Annotated in this window: 17 protein-coding genes; 10 read left to right on the forward strand and 7 right to left on the reverse strand. The window is 68.7% G+C overall.

Features of this window, described 5'->3' with window-relative positions:
• Positions 1-65: 65 nt before the first annotated feature.
• Both UWG_RS0118120 and UWG_RS0118125 read right to left on the reverse strand, forming a co-directional pair.
• Positions 66-863 (reverse strand): SAM-dependent methyltransferase, encoded by a 798-nt coding sequence (locus tag UWG_RS0118120; RefSeq protein WP_016908631.1) that lies wholly within the window; start codon positions 861-863, stop codon positions 66-68.
• A gap of 347 nt (positions 864-1210) precedes the next feature.
• Positions 1211-1714 carry an NUDIX domain-containing protein gene (locus UWG_RS0118125; RefSeq protein ID WP_016908632.1) on the reverse strand — a complete coding sequence of 168 codons (504 nt, stop codon included), beginning with the start codon at positions 1712-1714 and terminating at the stop codon, positions 1211-1213.
• 110 nt (positions 1715-1824) lie between these two features.
• Here UWG_RS0118125 and UWG_RS31755 point away from each other — a divergent pair, with 110 nt between their 5' ends.
• Positions 1825-2127 (forward strand): hypothetical protein, encoded by a 303-nt coding sequence (locus tag UWG_RS31755; RefSeq protein ID WP_157838569.1) that lies wholly within the window; start codon positions 1825-1827, stop codon positions 2125-2127.
• Between the two features lie 168 nt (positions 2128-2295).
• Here the strand turns inward: UWG_RS31755 and UWG_RS0118135 are convergent, their stop codons facing one another.
• The 3 genes from UWG_RS0118135 to UWG_RS0118145 all read right to left on the reverse strand — a co-directional run bounded on the left by UWG_RS0118135 (position 2296) and on the right by UWG_RS0118145 (position 5265).
• The gene (locus UWG_RS0118135) at positions 2296-2532 is read right to left on the reverse strand and encodes a hypothetical protein (RefSeq protein ID WP_016908634.1); all 237 of its coding nucleotides are present in this window, start codon (positions 2530-2532) and stop codon (positions 2296-2298) included.
• 333 nt (positions 2533-2865) lie between these two features.
• On the reverse strand, positions 2866-3585 hold the full coding sequence (locus tag UWG_RS0118140) for a PaeR7I family type II restriction endonuclease (protein ID WP_016908635.1): 720 nt from the start codon (positions 3583-3585) through the stop codon (positions 2866-2868).
• A 12-nt stretch (positions 3586-3597) separates the two neighbouring features.
• The gene (locus UWG_RS0118145) at positions 3598-5265 is read right to left on the reverse strand and encodes an Eco57I restriction-modification methylase domain-containing protein (protein WP_016908636.1); all 1668 of its coding nucleotides are present in this window, start codon (positions 5263-5265) and stop codon (positions 3598-3600) included.
• Between the two features lie 102 nt (positions 5266-5367).
• Between UWG_RS0118145 and UWG_RS0118150 the strand changes: the two genes are divergently transcribed.
• Positions 5368-6027 carry an HAD family hydrolase gene (locus UWG_RS0118150; RefSeq protein WP_016908637.1) on the forward strand — a complete coding sequence of 220 codons (660 nt, stop codon included), beginning with the start codon at positions 5368-5370 and terminating at the stop codon, positions 6025-6027.
• Here UWG_RS0118150 and UWG_RS0118155 read toward each other — a convergent pair.
• Complete coding sequence (locus UWG_RS0118155) at positions 6008-7267, reverse strand: NsdA family TPR-like regulatory protein (protein WP_016908638.1); 1260 nt, start codon at positions 7265-7267, stop codon at positions 6008-6010. The two genes, UWG_RS0118150 and UWG_RS0118155, sit on opposite strands and share 20 nt — an antisense overlap.
• 198 nt (positions 7268-7465) lie before the next feature.
• On the opposite strand from UWG_RS0118155, the gene UWG_RS30390 reads away from it, so the two are divergent.
• The 5 genes from UWG_RS30390 to UWG_RS0118180 all read left to right on the forward strand — a co-directional run bounded on the left by UWG_RS30390 (position 7466) and on the right by UWG_RS0118180 (position 11608).
• A complete protein-coding gene (locus tag UWG_RS30390) occupies positions 7466-7870 on the forward strand; it encodes a hypothetical protein (RefSeq protein WP_016908639.1) in 405 nt (134 codons plus the stop codon).
• Positions 7867-8112: a hypothetical protein gene (locus UWG_RS0118165; protein ID WP_016908640.1), complete on the forward strand. Its 246-nt coding sequence runs from the start codon at positions 7867-7869 to the stop codon at positions 8110-8112. Before UWG_RS30390 ends, UWG_RS0118165 begins: the two co-directional genes overlap by 4 nt.
• Positions 8113-8236: 124 nt before the next feature.
• On the forward strand, positions 8237-9325 hold the full coding sequence (locus tag UWG_RS0118170; RefSeq protein ID WP_016908641.1) for a radical SAM protein: 1089 nt from the start codon (positions 8237-8239) through the stop codon (positions 9323-9325).
• A 30-nt stretch (positions 9326-9355) separates the two neighbouring features.
• Positions 9356-9901 (forward strand): class IV adenylate cyclase, encoded by a 546-nt coding sequence (locus UWG_RS0118175; protein WP_016908642.1) that lies wholly within the window; start codon positions 9356-9358, stop codon positions 9899-9901.
• A 297-nt stretch (positions 9902-10198) separates the two neighbouring features.
• Complete coding sequence (locus tag UWG_RS0118180; protein WP_016908643.1) at positions 10199-11608, forward strand: S28 family serine protease; 1410 nt, start codon at positions 10199-10201, stop codon at positions 11606-11608.
• Between the two features lie 78 nt (positions 11609-11686).
• Here the strand turns inward: UWG_RS0118180 and UWG_RS0118185 are convergent, their stop codons facing one another.
• On the reverse strand, positions 11687-12526 hold the full coding sequence (locus UWG_RS0118185; RefSeq protein WP_016908644.1) for a sugar phosphate isomerase/epimerase family protein: 840 nt from the start codon (positions 12524-12526) through the stop codon (positions 11687-11689).
• Between the two features lie 261 nt (positions 12527-12787).
• On the opposite strand from UWG_RS0118185, the gene UWG_RS0118190 reads away from it, so the two are divergent.
• The 3 genes from UWG_RS0118190 to UWG_RS0118200 form a co-directional block, all read left to right on the forward strand.
• Positions 12788-13897, forward strand: a complete 1110-nt coding sequence (locus tag UWG_RS0118190; RefSeq protein ID WP_420235633.1) for a Gfo/Idh/MocA family protein — start codon at positions 12788-12790, stop codon at positions 13895-13897.
• Positions 13894-15048, forward strand: a complete 1155-nt coding sequence (locus UWG_RS0118195; protein WP_016908646.1) for a DUF993 family protein — start codon at positions 13894-13896, stop codon at positions 15046-15048. The genes UWG_RS0118190 and UWG_RS0118195 overlap by 4 nt, the downstream gene beginning before the upstream one ends.
• Positions 15045-15501: sugar phosphate isomerase/epimerase family protein (locus tag UWG_RS0118200; protein WP_016908647.1), on the forward strand; the 457-nt coding region annotated here is incomplete at its 3' end. The genes UWG_RS0118195 and UWG_RS0118200, both read left to right, overlap by 4 nt.

Below are 15501 nucleotides of genomic sequence, written 5' to 3' on the forward strand. Positions count from 1 at the left end.
CGTGTGCGGTCTCGTCCCGTGTGCCGGGTTGTCCATCGGGTGAACTCCTGTGTCCGGTACGGGCGTCAGGGCTTGCGGGCGACGCCGGCGTAGAAGCCGACCTCTGCGTCCGGGAGTCGGGGCTCCTCGTCCGGGCGCCAACGGTGGCCGACGACGAGGCCGGGGTCGAGGAGGTCGAGCCCGTCGAAGAAGCCTGCCACCTCCTCGCCCGAGCGGAGGCGGCCGCTGATGCCCCGCCCCTCGTACATCTCGCGCACCTGTCTGGCGTTGTCACCGAAGTCCGCCGTGGCGTGGGAGAGGACGAGGAAGCTGCCGGGGGCGAGCCGGTCGAGGAGGCGGCGGACCAACTCGTACGGTTCTTCCTCGTCGGGCATGAAGTGCATCAGCGCCACGAGGCTCAGCGCGACGGGCCGGTCCAGGTCGAGGGTGTCGGTGACGCTGGGGTCGGCGAGCAGGTCGTGCGTGCGGACGTCGGCTTCCAGGTAGGTGGTGCGGCCCTGCGGGGTGCCGCGGAGCAGTGCGTCGGCGTACTCGATGACGAGCGGGTCGTTGTCGACGTAGACGACGCGGGACTCGGGCGCCTCGGCCTGCGCGATCTGGTGGAGGTTGGGCTTGGTCGGGATGCCGGTGCCGAGGTCGAGGAACTGGCGGACGCCCTCCTCGCGGGCGAGCGCGCGCGTCGCCCGGTGCATGAACTGCCGGTTGGCCCTCGCCCACGTGCGTACCGCGGGGAAACCGCTGACCACCTCCTCGGCCATCCTGCGGTCCGCCTCGAACCAGTCCTTGCCGCCGAGGTAGTAGTCGTACATGCGGGCCGGGTGCGGACGCGAGGTGTCGATCGTCTCGTGCGGGTGGTCGGACATCGGGCCTCCGGGCGTCGTCGGGTCGGCGTGTGGTGCGGCCGGTGGGCGTGGGGGAGTGGTGAAGATCCAAGTATGGCCGGACCGTGGCCAGTTGGGGCGGGGTTGGCAAAAGCGGCTCAAGGATCTGCTGCCGCGTGGCCAACTTCCGTGTCGAGCACGGGAGTTCGTCGACGGAGCGGGCGCGGCTCCGATGCAGGGGTTGCTTCGTGTGACGGGTTCGGCGCGGTCCGTGCGCGACGTCCGTTCCCGAGACACAGGCAGCGAGGAGAGGTGTGGGGCGCCCTCAGTCACTACGCCGCGGGACGCCTGTGCTTGGAGAGCCCAACTGCGACGTCGGGCCTTCGGCCCTACGGAGCGGGGCACTCGCGGCAGAGTGCGCCCAGGTGGGTGTCGCAGGTCTGCAAGACGCCACCGGGCGGCGGACGGTCCTCGACGTACCAGTGCATCGCCGACGTCTCGGAGTTGGGCACGAAGGGCTGCGGAGCGTCCGTCCCCGCGGTGTAGAGGGCGCCGTAGCGCACGTTGTCGGGCGTCCCGAGCATCGTCCGCGCGTACCCGACGAACCGCATGCCATCGGCGTCCACCAACTGTCCCGACTCTTCCCACAGTTCGCGCGCGGCCGCGTCCCGGGCCGGTTCCCCCGGCTCGATCCCGCCGCCGGGCAGTTCCCAGCAGTCCCGGCTCACCACATGGACGAGGAGGAACCGCTCGCGGTGGAAGAGCGCCGTGACGACGTAGGCGAGCGGCGCGTCGTCGAACCGCCGGTCCTCCAGGCCGTCGTGCACGAAGGAGAGAAGCCGAATCCCGAGCGGCCCGACGGCCAAGGGCTGGGCGGGGGAGGTGTGGGTCATGGGGGGAGTATGCTCTTCCGCGGGTGCCGCTAAGTGGTGGGATGAGCCTGCGCCTACAACGCGAACCGAGACAGCCTGCGGAAAAGCAACGAGGGTGCTACACCGTGCACTTGCACGACTACGCTGTCGAGACGTCGGCGCACCAGAACGCCCGGCGCGCGGGCTGGGCAGGCCGCGTCCCCTCGGACGTGTCCGACGATGCCACGCACCCCCGGCTCAACCAGGCAAGGATGCCCGACTACGGCCCCGGTGCAGGCAAGGGCGGCGAAGTGCTCGTCATCGGAGTCCCCGAAGCGAAGCTGACAGTCCCGGTCTTCGGCACCCAGACCAGGAAACTGAGCCGTGCGTTGACGACGCTCGTGGAGACGCTGGACGCCTCGGGGAGCCGTGTGGTCTCACCGGAGACACTGTAGGCGTGGCATCAAGCGGGTCACGCCCCCTTCACTGCCTCCCCTGGGTAGCCGATCAAAACGGCATTGATCGAGAGCAGGGACGCTTGTGGACGGCTACGGACGCGGTGACCGAGACTGCACGTGAGACCTGAGCAACCGCCTGGTCGCGGAGCACCTGGGTCTCGGAGGCTAGGCCCTCCCGTGCTGGCTCGGAACAACGATGTGTAGCTGCTGGAGACCATACAGAGCGGCATGGAACGCGGCCGCGATCTCACGTGCCTTCTCCTCACTCTCGATCGGCCACATGGAGATGTAGTCAGCCCCAACGCTCGCGTTCGTCACAGTGCCAGCACGTACCAGCGCTTCAGCCGCAGACTGCAAGGCTGTCACTGCTTGGTCCGGGAGGATGGGCTTGCTGCTGGCCATGGCGTCAAGTTGCACCTTCCAACGCGGCCCCTGGCGAGCGATGCACACAAAGATCGCGTCATTGGTCTTGGCACTTCTATAGGCCGCATGGTGGGCTTCCGAATTGGTGCAGTCGGGGATGAGTGCAGCTTGGAGTGGCATCCCAGGCGTCGACATGTGCACATGGTCGCAGGCGCTCACGCCATTCATCAGGCGAACGCATCATGACAGCCAACCCCGCATCGCCTGCCAGGCGTTGAGCGTGGCCGAACATGCGCCGCTCGGGATGGCATCTGCCCTCCAGTCGCCGGCTCATCAGTTCGCCAGGGGGCAGTTTCCAGGAACGGAGCGGACCTACGGGATACTCAAAGCCTTCAGCTCAGCCAGCCGACCGGTGATCGCAGCGGAAAAGTGACGCCAGTCCAGGGATTCCTCAGGCTCTCCCGGGCTGGTATCTGCCTTGGAAGAGGTGATGTAGCAGGCCGTGTCGTAGAGCCTCTCATCCATCAGTCTTTTACAGAAGATGGCGAAGCGGTCTTGGTAGGACGTGCCCTGCCAGATGGCCTCTGGGGGGAACGCCAGCTTTGAGGCGAGACGGACCGCACTCCTGGACTTAGGGTGATCCTCCATGATGAAGAAGTATCCGAGCCAGGGCTGCGAACCGGGATAGAGCTCGGCAAGAGCGGCACGCCGCAGGTCGACCGCGCTTCCCAGGGCTTCCTCGACCCGATTGTTGTAGTTGTTGCCGAAGGACGGGCCGCCGAGTGCCTTGAGCTCGAACGCTGCGACCAGGGTCCCCTTGTGCGCGACGACTATGTCCCACTTCTTCAACGGCCGGTAGTACCCCGGAAGTTCGAGGTTCTTGTCCACGCGGATCGATTCCTTGGGGTACCCAGCGTCCAGGAAAAACTTGGCGATCAGGCCAGCGATGCCGTCGAAGTGCTTGCCACCACGGACAGATCCTGCAGTGCCAGCGCCCACAGCATCCTTGATGGCTGATAGATCGTTCTGCGTCGACCTCGCTCCCCAGTACTGAGCAACAGCATCCTCGAAGTCTTGGCGGGTGACCGTCAAGTTCCGCTCCTCCTAGTCGGGCAGCTCGGCAAGCCCATAGACACGCAACGCAGCCTCGGTGGCAGCCTCCACGTCTCGCTTGTCGAAGGCATCTGCCAGAGCGGCTTGATCGCTCGCACTGATCGCTTCCGGGTCAGGCACACGGATCTTGCGGAGGTACTGGGCTTGGAAGCGGAGGGTCCCCCCGCGCATCTTGACCGCGTATGCCTCCACGAACGCCTCCGCGACCCTGGACAGCAGCAGGCCACCAAGTACGCGCATGTCCCAGACATCCGAGACGATGAAGTACAGGTTGTGATGAGGGTACAGGCCGCCTTCATCGAGGACTGGATGCATCCGCAACTTCATGTCTGGAAACAACAGCTTGTGCCGGCGGGTGAGTTGGTGGTCAACCTTGTCAATGGTCTTGTACCAACGCTCGGGCTGCTTCACCGCGACGTACCGCTTACGCAGAGCTTCCCCATGCTTCTCGAAGTACGCAGCCAGGCGGGGGTACTCGGCGAGGTCGACCAGGTCACCGCTGGCCGTCCACGGGTTGACCAGACGCGTGCCCTCCCAGTTGAGGGTGCCGCTGATGGTGTCGCGGACCATTGCCATAGGCAGCAGCCGGTCCTCCTCGACCAAGTCCTCATCCTTCGTGAGGAAGACCTTGTCAGCACCGGTCGCGATACCGATCCCCACTTTAGTCCCGGTCTGAGTGTCCTCCAGCAGCCGGAAGCGCTCAGTCATGTCTTCAAGCACGGCCAGTCTTGCTGGCGATGCGGCCGGCCAGGAGTTTTCCCCAGGGAACCACTGAGGCATGCGCGCTGCTTCGACTGCAGGCGTGGTGAATGATGTGGGCCCGTTGGCCATGCACCAAGCGACGAAGTCTCGGGCTTGCCGGGCCCCAAACGATCGCTTGGCGTCTGCTGCCACGGCCTCGCCCTGTTCCTTGTTCGAGATGAGCGTGATCGCAGGGTAGGCCGAAACCTGATCATCGAAGGCATCCACGTCGTGCATCACCAGAGCGAGGTCCATGCTGAAGTGGTTCGTCACCATCGTGCGCAGCCGACGACCATATTGATTCCGCATCCAGCGGTCTGCGCAGATGAACCCCAGCTTCCCCTCAGGGTTGAGGCTCCTGAGCGCGACCTCGTAGAAGCCGACGTAGATGTCGGCCCGACCGCCCATCGTGGCGCAGGCACTTCGGTAGGCCGCCATCCGGTCGTCAGGCACGTCTTCAAGCCGGATGTACGGGGGGTTGCCGACGACGTAGTCGGCACGATGCTCGTCGTTCGACTGAAGCAGATAGTCCCCTTGCTTCACCCACTCTGCAGCAATGTCATTCGCGTCCATGTCAGCCCAGCCCTCTTGCCGCAGCCTCTCCGCGACCAGAAATCGGCTCTGCTCCACATTGCGGTCCAGCAGGTCGTAAGCGCGTACGGCATTAACCGCGTCTGAGACCGGGCGCTCGTGCACTCGGCATGACTCAGTGATCCGTGAGGCGACGACTGCCAGGAACGCACCACTGCCACAGGCCGGCTCCACGAGCTTCAGAGTGCACAGGTCCCTGTCGGCGGTGTACCCGAGGAGGTCGAGGATGAGCTCGACGATCCAAGCACGTGTGAAAACCTCGCCGTGTTCAACAGCCTCCTGCAGAGACTCAGGGAGGGATAGGTCTTCAGTGCTGGTTCGCGCCATAGTCGTCACGTGGGGACAGTATCCCTCCCACCTCCGTCAGCTCACGTCTATCCACAGAGGGTAGGCACTGTGTAACACAAGTCGTGTCCTACGATCCGCACCATGATTCGTGCTGTGGTGTTCGATGTCGGTGAGTGTCTGGTGGATGAGACGCGGGAGTACGGGGCGTGGGCGGACTGGTTGGGGGTGCCTCGGCATACGTACGCGGCGATGTTCGGTGCGGTCATCGCGCAGGGGCGGGACTATCGCGAGACGTTCCAGATGTTCCGGCCCGGGTTCGATCTCTCGGAGGAGCGGGAGAAGCGGGCGGCGGCCGGGAAGCCTGAGTGGTTCGGTGAGGACGATCTGTACGCGGACGTGCGGCCGTCCCTGAGTGCGTTGCGTGAGGCGGGGCTGTGGGTCGGGATCGCGGGGAATCAGACCGTTCGGGCCGGCGGGCTGCTGCGGGGGCTCGCGCTGCCAACGGACATGGTGGCGACGAGTGATGACTGGGGTGCGTCGAAGCCGGATGTCAAGTTCTTCGAGCACGTCATCGAGGCCACGCCCGCCGAGGCTCACGAGATCTTGTACGTGGGTGACCGGCTGGACAACGACATCCGCCCCGCGGCCGAGGCCGGGCTGCTGACGGCGCTGGTGCGGAGGGGGCCGTGGGGGACGATTCAGCAGCACGATCCGGAAGCCGACACTGTCGCGACGATGCGGATCGATGCGCTGGCCGAGCTTCCGGAGCGTGTGGCGTCCTTCAACGCTGCAGAGCGCTGACGGTGGTTCCCCAGTCGTAGAGGCGGTCGTCCAGCTCGCGGACGCACTGTTCGCCCTGCCAGGGGGCGAGGGTGCGGCGGACCTCGCGGACGCGTTCCATGCCGGTGGCGTACCAGGTGCGGGCGAGCTGGTCGAGGGCCTCGCGCGCGTACCGGCAGGCCTCATCGGGGTTGTCGGCTGCGGCCTCGACGGCAGCCAAGTCGCCGAGGAGCACGGTGCGTTGTTTGGCGGAGGCTTCGGGAAGATTGTCGAGGGCCTGGTGGAGGGTTTCCCGGGCCTGGGGGAGGTGACCGGCGATGAGCTGGGTGTTGCCCTTGAACGCGGCGAGGCGTGCGGGGCTGAACCAGTCCATCCAGTCGGGGGTGGGATGATCGTTACCATCGGCGAGGGTTTCTTCGGCGTGGTGGATGAGCTTGAGGGCAGAACGGGTGTGGCCGCAGCGGGTTTCGCATTCGGCTTCCACCGCGTCCAGCCAGGCCCACAGTTCGGCGGAGGCGGGGCTGCGGCGGGCATAGGCGCGGGCGGCGACCATGCGTTCCGCGGCGCCGTCGCGGTCGTCCGTCCAGCCGGGGATGAACGCAGTGTGGGCGAGGACTGCCGCACCCATGAGGGCGTCGTCGGCCTCGCCCGCTGCCTGGAGGGCGCGCAGGAGGGTTTCTTCGGCGCGGTCGGGTTGGCGCAAGTCGAAGAACTCGATGCGGCCCGACAGCAGGAAGGACTCCGCGACTGCTGCAGCGAGCGCCTGCCGGGAGGGGCCGGCAGTCTCGGGCAGGAGGGCGCACCCGAGACGGGCATGTTCCAACGCGGCGGGGTGAAGCGTGGCGGGGGCAACGGACCAGTACAGGTGCCGGTGCGCCTGCGTGACGGATTCGAAACTCCGCACGGCGCTGGCCGGTTGTGTGGTGGTGACGCTCTGGGCGGGCACGGTCCCCAGTCCCGGCGCGGGCGTCACGCGTGACGGCGTGCTGCTGCTTGCGCTGGTGCTGCCCCAGGGAGCGGCGAAGCCGAGTTCGTCCATGTTCTGCCCGAGCAGATGGGTCAGCACGCGGCGGACGTCGGGCTGTGGCCAGGGTGGCTCGGCCGACTCCCAGCGCCGCACCTGCCGCACGCCAACCGCCAGCCCTCGTATGCCGAGTTGGCCCGCTGCCTGTGTGACGGCGTCGGCGAGTTCCTGCTGCGAGTTGTAACCGGCCGCCACCCGTGCGGACTTCAGACGCGTGTTGCCTGCTGGACGGGACATGCCTCACCTCCGTGACCGAACCTTCCCTGAGGTTCTCACGAACGTCCTACTCCCAGGCGCCATACCGCCTTTGGATCACAAGTAAGTCCTCTCAGTGGCCGGTTGGCGACCTCTACAAGTCCTCGAATGCGCAACAAGGTGAGCTCAGGATGGCCTCTTCGCTCGACACCGCAACGATCGAGGAGGCGCGAAACCGCCATGCATCCGCAGCTGTCACGACCACCCACACTGTCGACCATCGCCGGCTACGAACTGCAAGCAGCCGGCTATGCCTGGGATGCGATCTGCGCCGAGCGCAGGCTCGGCATGCGGGCGCTGTCCTTCATGCGTGAAGACTGCGGGGTGGTGATCGACGACCCACGCAAATCCGTCCTCTACTGGTTCGTTCCCTGCGGCACCGCCCCCGAGTGGAACCTCCCGGGAACCACGGCCCTCGGCATGGGTCAGCACTTGGTGGTGCCTCCGCAGCAGCGGCAGCAGGGGCCAGGCCCCCACTGGCACATCGCGCCGGGTGACTCGCGCTTCCTCACCCCTGCCCGCCTGTTGCGCTCCTCCCTCCAGGCCGCGGGAGCGCGTGACTGCCGTCCCCTGGAGGCTTCGTGAACCTCCTAGCCACCCGGCATTCCGCCCACAGCCTCTCCGGTCGTGCCAAGCAGTCGATGACCACTGGTGATCCGCTCGGTGCAGTCCTCGGCACGGTGTGGGCCCTGGGCTCGCTGACGTGCATCGCGCTTCTGTCGCTGCTCGTGCCCGACAACAGCGCACAGCACGCCCTCTCCGCTGGGCCCATCGCGTCCAGTCCGGACCTCGCATCACCCGATGCGGCCGCTGCACAGCAGCACTGAACGGCGGGTGTCGCTGCCCGCCCCTCTGCTCCCGCCCTCGCCTGCGCTCGACCCGTTCCCCCACGGCGTAGCTGCTTCGGCGAGGGCGGGGCTCACGCCTCCCATTTGAAGGAGTCGCGTTCCCATGCTTGAGCACCGCGCCCTCAAACGCCTCGACGCTGCCGTACCCGTGCGAGTCTCGGTTGACCGGACCTTACGGGTGAAGGTCATCGACGCCTGTGGCATGACCTGCACCTTCTGTCACAACGAAGGCACCCCCGTCAGCGCCGACAACCGCCCCGGACGCCCCTTCACCGGCACCGGCCCCTCCGGGCGCACCTCTCTCTACCTCGCCGGCAACGGCGCCCGCTTCCTCAGCGCACCCATCCACCCCGACCCCGCCTTCGCCGCGGCTCTCTCACAGCTGCGCGACGCCCTGGGATTCGACGAAGTCCACCTCACCGGCGGCGAACCCACACTCCACCCCGAGCTCCCACAGCTCGTCCGGCTCGCGCGCCAGGCCGGGTACCGGGTGAGCGTGACATCCAACGGTGAGAACGGCGCCCGCGCCCTTCCGACGTGTGCCGAAGCCGGCCTGGGTCACGTCAACTTCTCCATCTTCGGCACCACCCCGGAAGAACTCGCCCAAGTACAGGCCACACGCCTGCGCTCCCCACACCTGGCCGCCCGCAAGATCGCAGCCCTGGAGAAGTCCCTCCAAGTCTCGCTAAACATGGACCTCGGAACCCGCGCCAACGTCGTCCTCCCCGACGCCGACCACATCGACCGCGTACGCCGCCTGCTGGAGCGCTACTCCCCGCAACTGTCCGTCCGCGTCCTCTCTTCCCTCGCCGACGGAGAGGCCTCACTGGACGCGATAGACCAGCTCCTGGAGGAGGTTGGTGCCGCGCCAGCGGAGGTTCGGTTGATCGCCGGAACGTCCGGATTCCGCATCCGCTACCGGCTCCCCGACGGGCGCCCGCTCGTTGTGAAACACATACGCCCCCTCCGCCTCCCCGACACTTGCACCGGCTGTCGGTTCAACAACTCCGTTGACTGCGAGGAGGGTTACTACGGTGTCCGCCTCTACCGCGACACCGACGGCACCTTCCACGTCGGCGTATGCATTCAGCGGATGGACCTGTGCCTGCCCGTGGAAGAGTTCGTCACCAGCGACCTGTGCGGCGAAGTCAGACGAATACGCGAACAGGACCACCACGACCTGACCACCTGAACCCACCCCCGAGAGAACAGAAGGAGAGTCATGGCCGAGCACGAGTACGAAGCCAAGTTCCTCACCGTCGACACCGATGCCGTCCGCGACCAGCTCCGCACCAAGGGAGCCGAACTCGCCTTTCCCCGAACCCTCTTCACCCGCCTGATCTTCGAGAACGACGCCGTCCAGGGCGAGCAGTGGCTCCGCCTGCGCAACGAAGGCGGCAAGACCACCCTCACCCTCAAACAGGTCACCGACGCCAGCAACATCCACGGCACCACCGAGATCGAGATCCAGGTCGACGACCTCACCAAGACAACCGAGCTGCTGATCGCCCTCGGCCTCCGACAGGTGCGATACCAGCAGAACTACCGCGAGGAATGGCAGCTCGACGGCGTCACCTACGACCTCGACACCTGGCCCGACCTCCCCACCTTCCTGGAGATCGAAAGCACCTCCGAAGAAGCCGTACGCAAAGCCGCCGCCGACCTCGGACTCGATTACACCGAAGCGCGCTTCGGCAGCGTCGACCTCATCTACAAGAGCGAACACGGCCGCGACATCCTCGCCGAGCCCACCCTCCTCTTCGGCTGAGGGCCACACGCTGACGCGGTGTCCTCCCGAGCCGATAGGAGGGCACCGCTGCCACGCCCAGCCACGCGTTCCTGGCTGATCCTCCGCCGCGCCCGACGAGCTGCCGCCTCGACAGCGCACGTGCGCGCCCGGACTGAGCCGGCGGTCGGCCGGAGTCGTGATTTTGCCGCAGCCTCCGACGGGACGGTTGCCCGGCTGTCGCCTGAGCCGCATGGCCCAACAGTCACACTAGCCCTGGCGGCCCCGCCCCCGCAGGGATAGGTTCGCGCTGACCCAATCGACCCCAGGGGAGGGCGAATGCGGAAGACGCTCAGATGGGTGCTGTCGCTCGTGGTGCTCATAGGCGCCGTCGGGCTCGGCGGTGCTCCGGCGGGCGCGGCCACGGAGGCGCGCACCGATATCAAGGACCGCATACTCGCGGTGCCGGGGATGAGTCTCATCGAGGAGAAGCCGGTCGACGGGTACCGGTTCTTCGTCCTCGGGTTCGAGCAGCCGGTCGATCACCGGCATCCGCGCAAGGGCACCTTCACTCAGCGGATCTCCGTCCTGCACAAGGGCGAGGACCGCCCGATGGTCTTCTTCACCTCGGGATACGGCCTCAGCACGGACCCGAGCAGGAGCGAGCCGACGCAGATGCTCGACGGCAACCAGGTCTCGATGGAGTACCGGTTCTTCGAGCCTTCGCGTCCCGAGCCGGCCGACTGGTCGAAGCTCGACATCTGGCAGGCCGCCAGCGATCAGCACCGCATCTTCAAGGCGCTCAACCGCATCTACGGCGCCAACTGGATCTCCACGGGCGGCTCGAAGGGCGGCATGACGGCCACCTACTACCGCCGCTTCTACCCGCAGGACATGGACGGCACGGTCGCCTACGTCGCGCCCAACGACGTGGAGAACGACGAGGACTCCGCGTACTACGACTTCTTCGCGAACGTGGGCACCCAGGAGTGCCGCGACCGGCTCAACGGCGTCCAGCACGAGCTCTTCGACCGCCGCGACGAGATGGTCTCCCGCCTGGAGAAGTGGGCGAAGGACGAGGGTTACACCTTCGAGCTGGCGGGCGACGCCGACCGCGCCTTCGAGATCGTGGCGCAGGACCTGGTGTGGGGCTTCTGGCAGTACCACCTGCTCGACGAGTGCGGAGACGTGCCGTCGAAGGACGCGCCGACCGACGAGCTCTACGAGTGGGCCGACGAGATCGGCGGCTGGGACGCCGGCACCGACCAGGGCATGCTCCCGTACACGCCGTACTACCACCAGGCGGGCACGCAGCTCGGCTCGCCCGACTACGAGGAGCCGCTCCTCGACGACGTGCGCAAGTACCCGGGCATCAACACCCCGCGCACGTACGTTCCGAGGGACATCCCGATGGAGTACGACGGCGGCAGGGCGATGCGCGACATCGACCGCTGGGTGAAGCACCGCTCCTCGGAGATGCTCTTCGTCAACGGTGAGAACGACCCGTGGAGCGCCGAGCCGTTCGAGGTCGGCAGGGGCGCCAAGGACGCGCACGTGTACGTGGCGCCCGGGCAGAACCACGGTGCGAACATCGCCAAGCTCGCCGAGGACGACCGTGCCGCGGCGACGCGCGCGTTGATGAAGTGGGGCGGCGTCGACGTCGAACCGGGCGCCTCCGTCAAGCGGTTGACGCCCTACGACAAGCAGCTCGACAAGCCGCAGGAGCGGCACATGACGCTCCGTCCCTGAACGGGCCCGCCTCCGGGCGGTGTTGAGGGGCCGGCTCCGCGCTGCGGGGCCGGCCCCCGTGGCGTGGAGGCGGACGTTTCACGCTTCCGTGAGGGGCGGTTCCCCGACGGCGGCGGCGTGGAGCCCGCGGAGGTGGCGGGCCACCTCCGCCAACAAGGGTGCTGCCGAAGGGGCTTCGGGGAACCAGCGCTTCTCGTACTCCCAGCAGAGCCACGCCCCCGTACCGAACTCGCCGGCAGGTTCGGAGGCGCAGACGGCGCTTACCACCTCGTCGAGCGGGACGGCGCCCTCGCCCGGCGGGAGCGGTGTCGTGTCCTCGCGGGAGGGCGCGTCCTTCACCTGCGTGTAGCCCAGGTGGCCGTGGAGCGCGGTGTACGAATCGGCCGGGGTCTCGCCCGCACGCCAGGTGTGGAGGGCGTCCCAGAGGACGCCCACGGACGGGTGGTCGACGCGGGCAGCGACGCGCGCGGCAGCGGCGGCCGAGGCGTGCGAGTCGTGGGTCTCGAGGAGGAGGCGCACACCCAGGTCGGCCGCGAGCGGGGCGCACCTGGCGAGGCGGCGCGCAGCCGTGGCGTCGGCCTCCTCCCGCGACTGCTCGCCGCCGCCGGGGAAGACGCGTACCGCGCGTGCGCCGAGGTCCCTGGCGAGTTCGGCGAGGGCGCGCACCTCGTCGAGTACGGGCTCGTCCTCGCCTGCCTCGGCCACGTGCGCGTACCCGGCGAGGGCGAGGATCTCGACGCCTGCCTCTTTGAACTCCTCGACCACGTCCACCCGTTGGGTGAGTCGCAGGCCGGTGTGGACCGGCTCCTCCGGGTGGACGCGCAGCTCGACGCCGTGGAATCCACCGCCGGCGACGAGGGAGGCCACCTCGGAGAGGGGGAGCCCGGGCATGCCGAGCGTGGAGAAGGCGAGTCGCATGCGGGTCAGCCGATCAGATGAGTGTGTCCTGCGACAAGTCCCGTACGTGAACTTGACATGATACGTGCGGTGTTGGGGGGTTCGGGCCTTGACGGGAGGGGCCGGCAGCGCTGTGACGTCCTCTTGTTGCCCCGTGCGTGCCGCGGTTACCTTGTGGCGCGGAGCCGGGGTGCCCGTCGCCGCCGTCCGCCCGGCCTGCCGAGGGAGCACGACGTGGAACGCACCGCCCTCCGGATCGCCCTCAACGGCGTCACCGGCCGCATGGGATACCACCAGCACCTCGTCCGCTCGCTGCTCGCGCTGCGGGCCGAGGGCGGCCTGCGGCTCGCCGACGGGCGGCTGCTGTGGCCCGAACTCGTCCTCGTCGGGCGCCGGTCGGAGGCCCTGCGGGAGATCGCCGCCGTGCACGGACTCGATCCGGATTCGGTCTCCACCGACCTCGACGCGGTCCTCGCCGACCCGGAGGTCGACGTCTACTTCGACGCGCAGACGACCTCGGCCCGCGCCGACGCCGTACGCCGCGCCCTGGCCGCGGGCAAGCACGTCTACACGGAGAAGCCGACCGCCGGCACCGCGGCCGAGGCGCTCGAACTCGCCCGTCTCGCCGAGGAGTCGGGCGTTCGGCACGGCGTCGTGCAGGACAAGCTCTACCTGCCGGGGCTGCGGAAGCTGAAGCGGCTCCTCGACGGCGGGTTCTTCGGCCGAGTGCTCTCCGTGCGCGGAGACTTCGGCTACTGGGTCTTCGAGGGCGACTGGCAGCCGGCCCAGCGTCCCTCGTGGAACTACCGCAGGGAGGACGGCGGCGGCATCGTCGCCGACATGTTCCCGCACTGGGAGTACCTCCTGCGCGGCCTCTTCGGGCCCGTCCGCTCCGTGCAGGCCCGCACCGCGACGCATCTGCCGCACCGCACCGACGAGTCGGGGCGGCGGTACGCGGCGACCGCGGACGACGCCGCCTACGCCGTCTTCGGCCTCGACGGCGGCGTCGTCGCGCAGTTCAACTCGTCGTGGGCGGTACGGGTGCACCGGGACGAGCTGCTGGAGGTGCAGGTGGACGGCGTCGAAGGGTCGGCCGTCGCCGGGCTGCACGGCTGCCGGATCCAGCATCGCGCCGTGACGCCGCGCCCCGTGTGGAACCCCGATCTTCCGGAGGAGTCGCGGTTCCGCGAGCAGTGGCAGGAAGTGCCGGCGAACGCCGAGTTCGGCAACGGATTCAAGGCGCAGTGGCAGCAGTTCCTCCGCCACGTGGTGGAGGGTGCCCCGTGGGAGGCCGATCTCCTTGCCGGCGCCCGAGGTGTCCAACTCGCCGAGCTCGCCGAGGAGTCGGCGGGTGAAGCACGCCGCGTCGACGTGCCGGAGCTGGCGCTGTGATCCGACTCCCCGACGCCTCGGGCGAGTTGGTGGCGTACACCCCGCGCGGGGAACCCGACCCGGCGGTGCGCGCTCCGAGCGGCGGGCGCCCGGCGTCGCGCGCGGTCCTCGCCGCGGCGCACGTGGTCCCCGCGGCGTCGGAACCGTACGGGATCGACTGGGAGGCGACGCTCTCCCTCCGGCGGCATCTCCTCGACTGCGGGCTCGGCGTGGCGGAGGCGATGGACACGGCACAGCGCGGCGCGGGGCTGTCGTGGGCGGCGGCTGCCGAGCTGACGAAGCGGAGCGCCGCGCAGGCGCGTGCCCTCGGCGGGCGGCTCGTCGCGGGCGCGGGGACCGACCAACTCACCGTGGCCGAGGCGGAGTCGGGAGGCCTCGGGCTGGTGCGCGGCGCCTACGAGGAGCAACTCGAAGCCGTCGAGGAGACGGGGGCGCAGGCGGTGCTGATGGCCTCCCGGGCGCTCGCGGCGACGGCCGCGGGCGAGGAGGAGTACCTGGAGGTCTACGGCCACCTCCTCCGGCAGGCGAGCGAACCGGTGATCCTCCACTGGCTCGGCCCCATGTTCGACCCCGCGTTGGAGGGGTACTGGGGCAGCACCGACCTCGACGCGGCGGCCGAGGTCTTCCTCGAGGTGATCGAGGACCACCCCGACAAGGTGGACGGCGTCAAGGTCTCCCTCCTCGACGCCGGCCGCGAGGTGGCGCTGCGGCGCCGCCTCCCCGACGGCGTCCGCTGCTACACGGGCGACGACTTCCACTACCCCGAACTGATCGCCGGCGACCGCCGCGGCTTCAGCCATGCCCTGCTCGGCGTCTTCGGCCCCCTCGCCCCCCTCGCGGCCGACGCCGTACGCACCCTCGACACCGGCGACACCGCGGGCTTCCGCGCGAGACTCGACCCGACGGTGCCGCTCGCCCGCCATCTCTTCGCCGCGCCCACCCGCCACTACAAGGCCGGAGTCGCCCTCCTCGCCCACCTCGCGGGGCATCAGGCGCGGTTCGCGCTCCTCGACGGCGCCGAACGGCACCGGGACGCGCCGCATCTCGCCCGTGCCTACCGCCTCGCCGACGAGTTGGGGCTCTTCCCCGACCCCGAGCGCGCCGAGTCCCGTATGCGGGACGTGCTCGCCGAGCGCGGGGTGGGAGCGTGAACGCGGCGGACGCCCTGTCGCGGCTCTCGGTCAACCAGGAGACCGTCGCCCAACTCTCCTTGCCCCGTCTCGCGGAGGAGGCGTCGGCGCACGGCGTCGGCGGGGTCGGGCTGTGGCGCGAGCCGGTGCAGCGGTACGGCGTGGAGGCCGCCGCCGGGCTCTTCGCCGAGCACGGACTCGCCGTCACCTCCCTCTGCCGTGGAGGGTTCTTCACGGTGCCCGAGGGGCTCGAGCGCCGCCGGGCCCTGGACGACAACCGCGCAGCGATCGAGGAGGCCGCCACCCTCGGTGCGCCCGTGCTCGTCCTCGTCTCCGGCGGACTGCCGCCGGGCGAACGGGACTTGGACGCGGCGCGGCGACGGGTCGGTGAGGCGCTCGCCGAACTCGCCCCGTACGCACGCGGGTACGGGGTGCGGCTCGGCGTCGAGCCGCTCCATCCCATGTTCGCCTCCG

Source organism: Streptomyces xiaopingdaonensis (assembly GCF_000262345.1).
GTDB lineage: Bacteria > Actinomycetota > Actinomycetes > Streptomycetales > Streptomycetaceae > Streptomyces > Streptomyces xiaopingdaonensis.